Here is a 14238-nt window from a genome sequence, read left to right on the forward strand (position 1 = left end):
CTTATTAGTATTATTAGTGCCAGACTGAATCAGGAACCTTCGCCAGATACAGCGCAGGCTTTCCATCTACGTCAGAAGTAAACAGAACTTGTTTATTATCCGGCGTAAAGGAAGGATGTGGGTGAGTAACCTGACGGTCGCCTTCCAACACGTCCCAAGATGTATTGTGCTGTGCAATGCGATGTTCTTTGCCTGTTTTCAGATTGAAAACATACAGGAACGGATCGTTCTCAATTTTGTAACCGCCATCGTCCTGCACGTCGACCGGCGCATCGGAACCATCACCCACCAGCAGCGTACCATCATAGTTACTCATCAGGTGAGAACACGGCGGCATGACGCGCAGTTGGCGATCTTCCAGAGTAACCGGATCGATGCTGCGGATGTAGCGATTGGTATCGTCTTTAAGGTAAGAGACGTAAATCATCGCTGAGCCATCTGGAACCCAGAATTCGTGGGTGCAGCTTTCGCCTTCCGCATGCTCTTTCACTTTACGCATGTTGGTGCCATCTTCATTGATGAACCACATACGCGCATCAACCAGGTCATGTGGACCTTCGTGGCAGAAAGCCACCGTGTTGTCATCACCCGGACGGTAGATTGGGTGACCCAGCCACTGGTTTTCCTGAAGGATAGTCTCCGCTTCGCCCGTTATCAAATCGACGCGAATCAGACGACAGCAAGGATTGGTGAAATAGAATTCCTGGAATTTTTTCCAATCGGTCAGTGGCTTCCAGTCCTCTTTTTTGATCTCAATTCCGACCATTTTGGTGCAATCGGAGTTGGCAACCCAGGTACCGTAGCCGACCCAATCGTCAGGCACCTGATAAATCGTTTTCTCTTCCAGCGTAGCCAGATCGACACGCATCAGATTACGGGTATTTTTAACGTAATACAGCGCATCGTCATTCGGAGACAGGAAGCCACCGAAGGTGTTGTCACCTTTGCCTTCCGTCAGTTGCGTGGCGCTCTGCTCTTTTAAATCCAGCAGATAGTAATTCCACGGGCCATCAAATGCAGCACCAAACAGCAGCTTGCTGCCGTCATTGAAGAAACACTTCTGGTAGAAATAGTTGCGATGGCAGATAACATCGGGCGGGGTTAAGCGCACAACTTCGGTGCCGGTTGCTGAATCCTGGTAGGTATGAAACGTTAGGGGGATCTTGTTACCTTTGGCCATCCGTAAATCCTTAGAACTTATCATGAAGAATCTGACGCCACACGCGCATACTCTTCGATAACCTGACATTTCGATCGCCCGATAAATCGGTCATCCCGACACCGGTTGTTCAAAAATCAGGCCACCAATCTCACGCGAGACGCCTGTTATATCGGCATTATAGAAACAATGTTTCATTTTTCCGTGATCGTGGTTTTATTTTATAAAACATTCTTCATATTTTCACCACCTGTTTCAGATCTAATGAAAACATTGGGGCGGAGAAAACGCAGGAGCGATGAACCAATAAAAGCAGAAATAACAAAGGCCCGAATGGGCCTTTGGGAAGATAACGGTAGAAGATAATATCGTAAATTACTTCAGGTATTCGCCGGAGCGCAGCGCTTCAATACGCTTATCCAACGGCGGGTGTGACATGAACAGTTCGCTGAAGGACTTCGATTTTCCGTTAATGCAGAAAGCCATCATGCTGCTCTCTTCCTGCGGCTCATAGCTAGTCTTCAGACGCTGCAATGCAGCTATCATTTTCTCACGCCCCACCAGCTTGGCTGAACCGGCATCCGCATGGAATTCACGGTAGCGTGAGAACCACATGGTGATGATGCTGGCAAGAATACCAAACACCAGTTCCAGCACGGTGGCGACAGCAAAGTAAACCAGCGGGTTACCGTTACTGCTTTCGCCTTCGTCACGGTTGCCGGAAAGGAAACCGGAAACGACTTGCGCGATAAGACGAGAGATAAAGATAACGAAGGTGTTTACGATCCCCTGAACCAACGTCATCGTTACCATGTCGCCATTCGCGATGTGGCTAATCTCATGCGCGATAACAGCTTCCGCTTCATCACGGCTCATGTTTTGCAGTAAACCAGTACTCACGGCCACCAGCGACGCATCACGACGGGCTCCCGTTGCGAACGCATTGATGTCCGGTGCATGGTAGATTGCGACCTGTGGCATCGCGATCCCAGCCTGCTGTGACTGTGAACGAACCGTTTCCATCAGCCATCGTTCAGTTTCGTTACGTGGTTGTTCAATGACTTCACCGCCAACGGACCGTAACGCCATCCATTTAGACATCAGCAGTGAAACAAACGCACCGCCAAAGCCAAACAGCCCAGCCATAATCATTAAGCCCTGGACACTGCTGGACTGAATTCCCGTCAGGCTGAGTACCAGCCCGAAAACCAACATCACCGCCAGGTTGGTGATCAGGAAAAGCGCAATACGCATCATAAAGGTCTGATTTCCTCTTGCAGAAAGATAAAGTTTGCAACACCTACATCGTATGGGTTGCCGTGGCATTTTCAAGCATTCTTAACTTTTCAGTTACTAAATCCACATAACTTTACACTTTTCAAAAGGAAAGCGGCATCCTGCCTGCTGTCAATCCTGATATGTCAGCGCAACAACGTTGACCGGAACTCGACAAATTCGGCAGCGTGATCCACCTGAACCGCCCCCACCCCCGCGCGAATTAATGCGCCCCATACGGCGTCAGGTTCGGCTAAGGCTCGCGTGTCGCTATAGTCGAGTGAATGCGAGCAATCCAGCGTGTTCACCCAAATCCGAACTCCAAGCCGTTGGAACTCGGCATACGCTTCGGTCACCGCATCAATATGATCAAAATTGGCTTCCACAATGCCGACGCCAATATCATCAATCTGTCGCAAAATATCGACGGTTTTCCCACGTTTGAGGTGGATCATCGGCATGTAGGGAACCTGGGTATCCCGCGACGGTGAGGCAATGGGAAAACGGGCAGCGGCAAGATCAACCGGGCTTTTCATGATCGCGCCAGCACTCAGGCCTTTATCACGGATATCGCGGGCGATCACACCAAATTCCTGCTCATGTTTGACATCCACATTGATGACAATACGTCCTCGCGCTTCTTCGAGAACTTCATACAATAACGGGACTTTTTCGTTGCTCAATGGCCATGCAGAACCGCCATCGCTCCCGCGTAGACGTGCCTGACGAATCTCCGCCAGCGTCATCTTGCCAATGCAGCCGCTCATATCGCTCGTGCGATCGAGCGTATCATCATGAATCACGACAACGTGGCTATCAGCCGTCAATTGCGCATCCATCTCCACGATATCAACGCCCAGACGAATCGCCTCACGCAGCGCCGCCAACGAATTTTCCGGTGCCGAATCCCAAACGCCACGATGCGCTACTGCCAGAACCGTCGCGTTTTGCGCCGCAATTACGTCCTGAGTTATGCCTCTATTTTGCCTTGTCATCTGTCGAAAACTCCAAATAAACGGGAAATGTCACGAGTGACGGGAAACCGACTGCGCGAAATGCTGCAACAGGAGATCGCCCCGAGAAACCACATTGTCCAGCGCCTGCTGCGGCGTTTCTTGCTCTGCCCAGACCTTCTCCAGTTCTTCATCCATGATGGTGCGAATTTGTGGCATGTTGCCCAAGCGGAACCCGCGCGTATAAGGCAGTGGCGGTTTATTAGTGAGTTGTTTCAACGCAACATCGCTGCCGGGGTATCGGGCATAAAATCCCTGATCGCGCGTGAGTTCGTAAGCAGGTTGTGTCACGGGTAAATAGCCCGTCATCTGATGCCATTCGGCGGCATTTTCCGGCAACGTGAGGAAATGCAGGAATTCAGCGATCCCTTGATAATGCGATGCTGCTTTCCCTTTCATGACCCAAAGGCTTGCCCCTCCGATGAACGTATTCTGCGGTGCGCCTTTCGCTTCCTCGCTGTAAGGCAGCATGCCTACACCGTAGTGAAATTTGGCATAGTTCTGAATCTTGCGTAGTCCACCCGATGAAGTGGTCAATATGCCGCAGTCACCGTTATAAAAGCGTGTAGTGCCTTCATCATTGCGGCCGAAATAGCTGAACGCCTTCTTCTTCATCATCTCCGCAAGCTGGGTGATGTGGGCGACCTGCAACGGGCCATTTACCAACAGATGCGCGTCGACACCATCGAAGCCATTGTTTTTCGTCGCAATCGGCAATCCATTCCACACGCTAAAGGCTTCCAGTAATATCCAACCCTGCTGTCCTGCATTCGTATAACCGCATGTCATTCCGCTCTCGCGTAGCCGCATCGCGTCGTATGCCAGTTCATTCCAGGTGCGTGGCGGCTTATCAGGATCGAGCCCCGCTTTAATAAACGCATCTTTGTTGTAGTAGAGAACGGGGGTGGAACTGTTGAACGGTTGGGAAATCAGGTGTCCGGTCTGACTGTCGCTGTAAAACAGTCCCACCGCAGGCAAGAAGGCTTTTTCGTCATTATCGATACCAACCTGATTGAACAGATCGAACACAGGGATAATCGCCCCGCTGTGCATCATATTCGGTGTACCGACATCATAAACCTGCAAAATATCCGGCGCGTTACCCGTGCGATAAGCGGCAATGCCAGCGGCCAGCGTCTGTTCATAGCTACCTTTGTAGATAGGCTCAACGTGGTACACCGTCTGAGATTCATTAAACCGGTTGACCAGCCGTATTAATTCCGTGTTCAGGTTGCTGTCCATGCTATGCCAAAACGTCAGCTCAACCGCCGCCCTGGCAGACAGCGGAATGAGCAAGACCACACTTAACAGCATCAAAAAAACAGACGTGCACCTAAACCGAATCATCATGATGTTTTCTCCGGTACGATTTAAAAATCGCGTTTTTTAGGAAAAAGGTGTGCTGATAATGACGCTAGAGTTCGCCTGTGACACGTAGATGACTGGGAAGGTGATGAACTGTATCGCGATATTTCAGCAGGTAAGAGAGGGGAAATCGTGTGGCAGAAAAACCTTATGTCAGAAAAATGTTGTGGCGGACAGCCCTTCGACTGCCCGCCACGGTCTTCGGTTAGCTCTGTGCGTGTGCCATATCCGTACGCATTGAAGCAGCAACGGGCTGATGTTTCGGTGGTTTAACCCACAGAGTGATCAGCAGCGAAACGACAGACATAATGATGATGGCCATAAAGGTAGCCTGGAAGCCTCCAAGCTGAGCGGCGATAAACGAGCCAGACAATGCACCGATACCGAACCCCTGATAAATCACGCCGTAGTTTTTGCTGTGATTTTTCAGGCCAAAGAAGTCGCCAACAATCGCCGGGAACACCGTGATATTACCGCCAAAACAGAAGGCAATGGCGCTGACACAGGTAAAGAACAGAAGCGGATTAAGCGGCAGGAATGTCATCACTGACACCGCCAGAATCGTCACGAACAGGGTAAAACTGATCACCCGCATACGTCCGACATTATCGGAAAGCGCGCCAAGCACAATCCGTCCAACGGTATTAAAAATCGCAATCGCAGACACGGCATTGGCCGCCATTGCCATATCCATTCCGGCCATTTGCACACCGATATCTTTCACAATGCCAATCAAATACAGGCCGCTCATGCACGCAGTGAAGAAGATAATAAACAGCAAATACGATTCTTTGGTCGCCAACATTTCAGCCAGCGAGAAATCACGCGCCTGCCCCTGAACCGCAACCTGTTGAACCGGTACTGCAGCAGGTTCTTTCAGCAGTGAGCTACCAACCAGAATCATCGCCATGACAATAATGCCCCAGTAGAAAAAGGCTTCTGACACACCGACTTCCGCAATCAAAAAGCTGTTTACGTATTTGAACAGCAGGCTTCCGGTACCAAAGGCACCAACAGAAATGCCCGCAATCAACCCTTTTCGATTAGGGAACCATTTGATCAGATTGGACAGCGTCGTGATGTATGCCGTGCCGTCCGCAAAACCGACAACAACGCCCATCAGCAGATAAATCAGCGTCAGCGACGGGCTTACTGCACTCGCCATCAGACCCGCACCCAGCGCGATACCAGCGATCATCGTTAAGCGGCGCAGACCAATACGCTCCTGAAATTTACCGGCAAACAGCGTGGCAAAGGCCAGACAGAAACTGGTAATGGAAAACGTCGTCGCAACGGAGCTCAGCGTCCAGCCAAATTTGTCCACCAGCGGCTGGTTGAATAAACTCCAGGTGTAAATCGTGCCGAGTCCCATTTGGGTGATGATCGTACCGAGGACAATTAATCCCCGATTAACTGGTTTGGTATTCATGGGTTTTCCCCTACATCAAAAATTGGTCCGATTCACTCGGTACGCTAAAAAATATAAGCTGATGTGGAGAAGAGAAAATCCATCAAAACACTGTCAGCTTATGGGCTGAGGCCAGTATACAAGCGGGCTGACAGTGGTTGTTCGAATGGGGAATGAGATGCCTGAAACGCGGAATGAAATGCCGTTAAAGACGCATCAATGACCTGAACGCCTTTATCTTGCTTCGACTTACCGGGACTTCAAAATCCAGATCGTTCAATCGCAGAATATAGGTATTGTTAAACCACGGCACAATTTCACGGATTTTCGTCAGGTTGACGCAGTAAGAACGATGGCAACGGAAGAAGTACTCTTCCGGCAAGCGGCTGCAAAATTCCGTAATATTCATCGGCATGATGAATTCCTCACGCCGGGTATAAACCAGCGTGACCTTTTCCTGCGCGGCCGCATAGTAGATATTGTTAATATCCGTGACGATAATCCGTTCGTCTTTCATCAGGTTAATGGTGTGCTGCGCACTTCTCGGGGCACCAGAAGGCACGCCCGTTTCAACAGCAGGAGCCATTTGTCGCTGTTGCCATGTCGTTTCCAGCTTACGCAGCATCGTGACGATACGCGATTCATGATACGGCTTGAGAATGTAATCGAAGGCTTCGACTTCAAACGCCTCAACCGCATGTTCTTTGTACGCCGTAATAAAAATGATGTAAGGCTTATGCGCGAATTTGCTGATATTTTGCGCCAGCCAGACACCATCTAATGAGGGGATATTGATATCCAAAAAGATCGCATCGACGTCGTTATGTTGCAGATATTTCAGTACATCCAGCCCGTCATCAAATGTCGCCTCAATCGTAATATCACTGTGCTGTTTGATGAGGTAACTCAGCTCTTGCTGCGCGAGGAACTCATCTTCAACAATAATGGCTTTCATGGGTTGCCTCCTGTTTGTTCAGCAGCAGAATATCCCGGTTGTGGCACCTGAATGGCATCCGGCAACGCCGACGGGGTTTTATCTTCTCGTGGAATGTAGAAATAAATCTCGGTCCCCGGTTCCAGGCGGCGAATATGCAGCCCATCGCCATAGAGCAAGCGAACCCGGTGATGGACATTCAACAGACCAATTCTATTCCCTGGTAATTCATTGCGCGCAACGCGATCCATCGTTTCCTGACTAATACCATTACCCGTATCTTTTACCGCGACCAGTAGCTTATCGCCCTGCTCCTTCACGGACAGCACCACAGTTCCTTTGCCTCTGCAAGGCTGAATACCGTGCACAATCGCGTTTTCGACCAGCGGCTGAATTAACAAGCTGGGGATTTTGTACGCTAAATCGTCGTCGATATCGTAAATCACCGTTAGCTTGGCACCGAACCGCGCCTGCTCAATCGCGATATAATCCTGAATTTGGTACAGCTCTTTCTTTATATCGATCAGCGCATCATCGTTAAGTTCGAGGTTATAGCGCAAATAGCGGGACAGATTGATCACCAGCTGGCGCGCGGTATCGGGATTAATACGAATAGATGAGGAAATCGCATTCAGCGCATTAAAAAGAAAGTGCGGATTGATCTTACTTTGCAGCGCTCTCAGTTCTGCTTTATTTGCCATATCACGCAGTTGCTCTGTGCGGGACACTTCAATTTGCGTTGACATGATTTGCGATAAACCGACGGCCATCACGCGTAATGAATAGGTAATTTTATGTGCATGGCGATAATAGATTTTCAGCGTGCCGGTTACCTGCCCGTGTTCCCACAGCGGGATGACGATCATCGAATGGATTTCCGGCGTCAGGTGCTGTTCATCATTATTCTTAATGATGATTTTCCCGTCATGAATCGCCTGCTGCGTCATTGGGCTGATAATGTCGTGGCCGATATTATACTTTTCTTCCCCAATTCCCACATACGCCTGAATGTGCTGCGTGTTCGTTATTGCCACCGCATCTGCATTAATTTCAGTCCGAATGATCCTACAAATAGCCGTCAATGAATCGCTGTTGATATTGCGGAAATACGGCAGTGTCTTGTGTGCGATATCCAGCGCGAGTTTGGCCTGCCTGGCGGCAATGACCTCTTTTTCATTCGCCACGCTTTGCACCAGCAGAACGATCAGGCCAATACAGACGGAACCAAGAATCATCGGCACTGCAATTTTTGAAACAATATCCAGCCCTAATTCAATCGGCGTCGCCCATGCCACAACCAGCAACATGGTTAACGACTCACACAGCATGCCGCCCAGAATCCCGATGCTCCACTGCTGTTCTTTTTTGACTTTCTTATTGATGTAGCCGGAAGTGATACCCGCGATGATGCTGGTAATCAGGCAAGGGACGGAGGTGATGCCATCGATATCAATGAGGTAACGATGCGCTCCCGCAATGATACCGGTCGCAATGCCTACCCAAGGACCGAAGAGAATACCGCCGGACATCACGGCAATCACGCGCACGTTGACGAGCGACCCTTCAACATTAATGCCGGAATACGTACCAAACAGCGCAAACAGCGAAAAGATGGCCGTCACTGTCACCCGCTCTCCTGGCGAGTGCTGCTCTTTTTGCAGTAATTGCCGGAACTGACGCGTTCTTGTCAGGAAAAACAGACAAATCAGCATCAGCGCGGCGCGGTCGAAGACCGCAAGGAGCATCTCAAATATTTCGTGCACGGGACATCCGGTACTGGGTTACGAGCCAGCACTATAGAAAAAATGTGATCCAGATTCCACTTTTTAGTCTGTGAAGCGCGCGGAGAATGCAAAGTATGAAAGCCAGCGAACGCTGGCTTTCTGGTAAGGCAGGATGGTAAAAACGCTGTTCGTCTATCTTGCTTACACGTCTATTGGCTTATTCAGTTTCAGCAACTGGGTGAATTCCTCGGCAGGCATCGGATGCCCAAACAGATATCCCTGTGCTTCCTCACACCCTTTACCCCGCAGACGCTCGCTCTGCTCTAAGGTTTCCACACCCTCAGCAATCACACCCAGGCCGAAACTTTTCCCGAGATACAGGATCGCTCGAACAATCGCCGCATCTGGCGGAGACTCGCACATGGTTCGAACAAAAGTTTGATCGATTTTCAGCCGAGTTACCGGGTAGTTTTTAAGCATACTGAGCGACGCATAGCCCGTTCCATAATCATCAAAGGCAATACCGATTCCCGCTTCACGTAGCGTATTTAACGGCTGTAGCATGCTTTCATCGTAACGCAGGATGATATTTTCCGTGATTTCCAGCTCCAGCGAACTGGGCTGTAACCCGGTACGCGCAAGAATATCCATAATCTTTTGCGCCAACATACCGGTACGAAACTGTGCGCTGAAAAGATTGATGCTGATACGAAAATAGCTGTCACTCGCCTGGCTCCATTCCGCCGCCTGCCTGCATGCCGTTTCGACGATCCAATCCCCGACGCGTTCTGCCCACGGACCGTTTTCCAGTGCGGTAAGAAATGCCGCGGGGCTAAGCAGTCCTCTTTCCGGATGACGCCAGCGCAGCAGTGCCTCGGCACCAACAATCTCATTCGTCGCCAGTTTGACCTGTGGCTGGTAGAACATCTCAAACTCATGCTGCTCGTAAGCGCGCACAAATTCTAACTGGAAGGCATGCTTAGCCTGAAAGACCTCAAGCAGCTCGCGTGTAAAAAAGCGGTAGCAGTTTCGGCCTTCAGATTTCGCCTGATACAGCGCGAGATCCGCGCTGGTCAACAGGTCCTGCACGGTCAGCCCGTATTCTGGGTACAGCACCGCACCGATACTGGCACTAATATTGATTTGATGATCGTCAATAATCATCGCCTGAGAAATTTCATGGATGATTTGCTCAGCAATTTTGCCCGCGACCTTTTTGTCACTCAGGCCAGGAAACAGTAGCGCAAACTCGTCCCCGCCCATTCGCGCAACAACATCACCGGAGCGAACCGTGGCTTTTATTTTTTTGGCGACATGTACCAGAATATGATCGCCGCAGGAATGCCCCAGGCTGTCATTCACATCCTTAAACCCGTCCAGATCGACCATCATGATACAAACCGCAGGTTCATTCTTGAGTGCAGTTTCCAGATTGGATGTCAGCAGCGTACGGTTTGCCAATCCGGTTAGTGGATCCAGATGCGCGAGTAAGAACAGCCGCTCTTCATTGCGTCGCCGTTCTGTAATGTCACGCAATATCGCGCCATAGCTCACATTGTCGTTGTCTTCCCACATCGAAACCGACAATTCGACTGGAACCAGACAACCGCTTTTGGCTTGTACGTTCAGTTCCAGCGTCACGCCTTTCATCATCGAATCCCGATCGGTGATCAGATGATCGAGCTGCACGACAAAGGCATCAGGCACGATGGTATTAATACTGCGGCCAATAATTTCCTCGTCAGGATATTGCAGCATGTGTTCCGCTGCGGTATTCCAGAAGGTGATCATCCCCTTCTCATTAACGCACAAAATGGTATCGGGCGAGGTATTGGCAATATTTTCAAAACGCACCTGACTGGCTTTACGCGCCAGTTCCAGACGTCGCATTTCCAGCTTGTCCATGACTAATGAAGCCAGATCTTGCAAATTATGCTCATCACGTTTAGTGAATGTCGCTCTGGGTTTCAAATCGATAATGCACAAGGTGCCGATGGCATGCCCAGACGGTGTAATTAATGGAATGCCAGCATAAAAACGAATGTAGGGAACGCCTACAACCAGTGGGTTATTTTTAAAACGGGCATCCTTAAGGGCATCGGGCACTACCATGATCTTTTTCTTTAGGATCGTATGCGCGCAAAAAGAGATATCGCGAGGCGTTTCGCAAAAAGGAACACCCACGCTGGCGGCAAACAGTTGACGTTCAGCCTCGACCAACGACACCAAAACGATAGGCACGCTGAAGATGTTAGCGGCCAGACTAATCAGGTTACTCAGACCCGGGTCGAATAATACGTTCTTAATTCCATACTCACGAAGAGCAGCAAGACGTTTGTCTTCATCTTTGCTTATTGGGGCACGACTCATGGGTTCCCCCCTCCCATCGTATTAATGTTCAGATTAGACAAAAATTTAGCTATAAATCCAAAATGTTGCAGCAATGAGCACGATAAGAACAGCAAGCCAAACGTTAGCAAACAAAGTACCCTATCTTGCCAAGAGTCAAGATGCATGGTGGCTGAGTATGAGTATGGCAAAAGATCCAGACTCTATCACCCCTGCGAATCATTAATAATAACAAGTGGAAGCATCAATTAAGATAATAGATGAAAAGCGAAATAGAAAGATACCGACGCACTCACAACGTTGAGCAATGAGGGAAGAAAAGGAAGGGAAAGGTTGGTATATTCAAATACTCATGACCGGATAACGACAACGTATTATCAAGTTATTAACAGAATATAACCAACCAGAGTGTCATCAGGCAGGAAAATAGGTTATTGAATGCTCAGGTGTATCGTTTTTTGCTCGGATCACGACATCCCAAATCCCGGTATAAGGCACCGTTAAATACACTTCGCCTTCCGCATGACGGCAAATAGAATCCTGCGTAGCACTATTTTCTTCAGTCATGGTTTCCTGTTCGCTACTGCTCATTTGCACTTCAAATGTATTTGTACACCGAACAATTACCGTATCACCACCAAACAGACTTAAACACGTGCGAATTACAGACATACATCCTCCGCGACACGCAGTCATGCGTATGCTTAATGAAACGAATTTATTGGTTATATTTCCCACAGCGGGATTTCCATAAAAGCAAAATACATACGGCCAGATTGTGATTTAGATCAAGTGACTCACACGTTTAAAGCAAATCAGGGGGTGGAATAAGGCGATGCTATGACTGACTGATACTTATTAGGTTTTTTGATAATCGAGCGATAGCGCTTAGGGATGCCGACGTTATCTCATCCAGTCATGCAGGATTAACGTCATAGAATAACAACTTTAGTCGTATTTAAAGTTGTATTCATGTGCAATTATTATTCGTGCTAATGACGAACGGCGGTGGCTTTTTTTAAACAAGATTAATACCCGCTTGATAAATAACAACCTAGATTGTACATTAAACGAATGAAAACAACACTTGCAGAACGATTAAAGACCGCCAGAACTGCACAAGGGCTTAGCCAAAAAGCACTTGGCGACATGATTGGCGTATCTCAGGCCGCCATACAGAAGATCGAGGTGGGGAAAGCGTCGCAGACAACCAAAATTGTTGAGCTTTCCAATGCACTACATGTTCGCCCTGAATGGCTGGCAAACGGCGAAGACCCAATGCGTAGCAGCGAAGTCACTCGCTCACTCCAGGAACCCAGCATTCCGCCAAAATCCGAATGGGGCACCGTATCAGCTTGGGACAGCACAACAGAACTATCAGAGGACGAGGTGGAAGTGCCTTTTTTAAAGGATATTGAGTTTGCCTGCGGCGACGGACGCATTCAAAGTGAGGATTACAACGGCTTTAAGCTCCGTTTCTCCAAAGCGACGCTGCGTAAGGTAGGTGCAAATACGGACGGTTCAGGCGTTCTTTGTTTCCCGGCAGCGGGCGACAGTATGGAACCCATCATTCCTGATGGAACCACCGTTGCGGTTGATACTAACAACAAACGCATCATTGATGGAAAGCTCTATGCCATCGCTCAGGAAGGCGGCGGCAACGAAAAACTAAAACGAATCAAACAACTGTACCGCAAGCCGGGCGGCCTTCTCGTCATCCATAGCTTCAATCGCGAGACTGACGAAGAAGCCTACGAATCTGACGTCGAGATCATTGGCCGCGTGTTCTGGTATTCGGTGCTGCTATAGCCCGATACTCGCGGTATCCCTCTCTTTTCTTCTCATCAAAGCCGGTGGACCGATACGGACTCCGGTTTGTTTTATGCCGATAAAAGGGTTGTGAGTAACCGCTTTATCAACAAACGTTTCAGCGCTAAAAAACGTTTACCCCCGCCCAAGTAACCTTACCTACGCGCAACAGTTTTATACAATCCTCGTGCTATTGTTTCACCAACCCTTGTTGATGTTGTGTTATTCACCCTGTCTATGTTGTTCCTTTCCCGCCCTGTGGCGGGATTTTTTTGTCCCTCATCGGGCCCCTTTTGCGTGTAGCCCCTTCCGTTGTCATTTCTTTTTACAACCAAAAACAACCTAAATTAAAACTAAAGATGTTGACATGAAAACAACTATAGTTTTAAATAGACACATAGCAGCAGGGAAGTCTCTGCAAAGGTAACAACCCAGTTTTCACGTCAGCAACAACACACATAACAATAAGGTGATTTATGACTGAGCCACAATTTCGCAGTAAAGGTCCTGAGCTTCTGGTCGAGCTTTCTCAACACGTTGCCGATACGGTCAAAACCGTCACGGAGTTAGATCCACAAACCGCTGAGCTGGTCGGTAATGCCGTTGCCAAACATATGATGACCGTATGGGGCGGGCAAAACGTTTATTTCCCGATGGGAATCTCCTGGCGCGCGTCTCAACGCGATCTTCAAATCTATGAAGAGTTTGACGGGCGCAATCACAGCGCTCTGGCTAAAAAATATAATGTCTCGCTGCAATGGATTTATAAAATTGTCAGAACGATGCGAAAAGAGGAACTACAGGCAAAACAGCACACTCAGGCATAATGCAAAAGCCATGAATTAAAAAGCCAGGTGATAATTAAAAGAAAACAATAAAACAGATCATTTAATAACAACTATAATTTTGCTTTTAATAAAAAAATAACCTAATTCATGAGAATTGTACAAATGTAGCAAGGTATTCCTATACGCTGGCGCAGGCCCACACACGTAGTTTGAAACATGACAGAGATATTCAAAGATAATACCAAGTGGTAATTAATAGAATGGATACGTTTGCGTATCCATTCTTTTTTAGGTCACGTATTCAACTCGGTGATCGTCAGGTAGAATGTTCATCTGTTTTCCTAAATATTTAGAAGAAGAGCCTGATGGCAACGGTTGAGGTAAAATGCCCGTTTTGTGAGCAAACAGACCCGG

The 14238-nt window shown here is 48.6% G+C and carries 11 protein-coding genes; 2 read left to right on the top strand and 9 right to left on the bottom strand.

The genetic code is table 11. The annotated features are described in order from the left end of the window. Positions 1-13: 13 nt before the first annotated feature. From ogl to Q3A88_RS15115, 9 genes are all read right to left on the bottom strand, one after another. Positions 14-1180, bottom strand: a complete 1167-nt coding sequence (gene ogl / locus Q3A88_RS15075; RefSeq protein ID WP_010275714.1) for an oligogalacturonate lyase — start codon at positions 1178-1180, stop codon at positions 14-16. A 354-nt stretch (positions 1181-1534) separates the two neighbouring features. Continuing rightward, a complete protein-coding gene (gene htpX, locus Q3A88_RS15080) occupies positions 1535-2416 on the bottom strand; it encodes a protease HtpX (protein WP_010297866.1) in 882 nt (293 codons plus the stop codon). 164 nt (positions 2417-2580) lie between these two features. Continuing rightward, entirely contained in the window at positions 2581-3429 is an 849-nt protein-coding gene (locus tag Q3A88_RS15085) for a glycerophosphodiester phosphodiesterase family protein (RefSeq protein WP_317178206.1), read from the bottom strand. 30 nt (positions 3430-3459) lie between these two features. Further along, positions 3460-4797: a sn-glycerol-3-phosphate ABC transporter substrate-binding protein UgpB gene (gene ugpB / locus Q3A88_RS15090; protein WP_410522768.1), complete on the bottom strand. Its 1338-nt coding sequence runs from the start codon at positions 4795-4797 to the stop codon at positions 3460-3462. A 220-nt stretch (positions 4798-5017) separates the two neighbouring features. Further along, positions 5018-6241 carry an OFA family MFS transporter gene (locus Q3A88_RS15095; RefSeq protein WP_110162965.1) on the bottom strand — a complete coding sequence of 408 codons (1224 nt, stop codon included), beginning with the start codon at positions 6239-6241 and terminating at the stop codon, positions 5018-5020. A gap of 184 nt (positions 6242-6425) precedes the next feature. Next, complete coding sequence (locus tag Q3A88_RS15100) at positions 6426-7175, bottom strand: LytR/AlgR family response regulator transcription factor (RefSeq protein ID WP_010275727.1); 750 nt, start codon at positions 7173-7175, stop codon at positions 6426-6428. Beyond that, complete coding sequence (locus Q3A88_RS15105) at positions 7172-8917, bottom strand: sensor histidine kinase (protein WP_039286725.1); 1746 nt, start codon at positions 8915-8917, stop codon at positions 7172-7174. The genes Q3A88_RS15100 and Q3A88_RS15105 overlap by 4 nt, the downstream gene beginning before the upstream one ends. Before the next feature lie 162 nt (positions 8918-9079). After that, complete coding sequence (locus tag Q3A88_RS15110) at positions 9080-11248, bottom strand: EAL domain-containing protein (RefSeq protein ID WP_317178207.1); 2169 nt, start codon at positions 11246-11248, stop codon at positions 9080-9082. A gap of 393 nt (positions 11249-11641) precedes the next feature. Beyond that, complete coding sequence (locus Q3A88_RS15115; RefSeq protein ID WP_039514724.1) at positions 11642-11899, bottom strand: hypothetical protein; 258 nt, start codon at positions 11897-11899, stop codon at positions 11642-11644. A gap of 402 nt (positions 11900-12301) precedes the next feature. On the opposite strand from Q3A88_RS15115, the gene Q3A88_RS15120 reads away from it, so the two are divergent. Together Q3A88_RS15120 and Q3A88_RS15125 are read left to right on the top strand one after the other, a co-directional pair. After that, complete coding sequence (locus Q3A88_RS15120) at positions 12302-13036, top strand: XRE family transcriptional regulator (RefSeq protein ID WP_039273354.1); 735 nt, start codon at positions 12302-12304, stop codon at positions 13034-13036. 476 nt (positions 13037-13512) lie between these two features. Beyond that, positions 13513-13863 (top strand): Mor transcription activator family protein, encoded by a 351-nt coding sequence (locus tag Q3A88_RS15125; RefSeq protein ID WP_010275738.1) that lies wholly within the window; start codon positions 13513-13515, stop codon positions 13861-13863. The last annotated feature ends 375 nt before the right edge of the window (positions 13864-14238 follow it).

Origin of the sequence: Pectobacterium sp. HCp5_1, assembly GCF_032905925.1 — a bacterium.
Lineage (GTDB): Bacteria > Pseudomonadota > Gammaproteobacteria > Enterobacterales > Enterobacteriaceae > Pectobacterium > Pectobacterium brasiliense_A.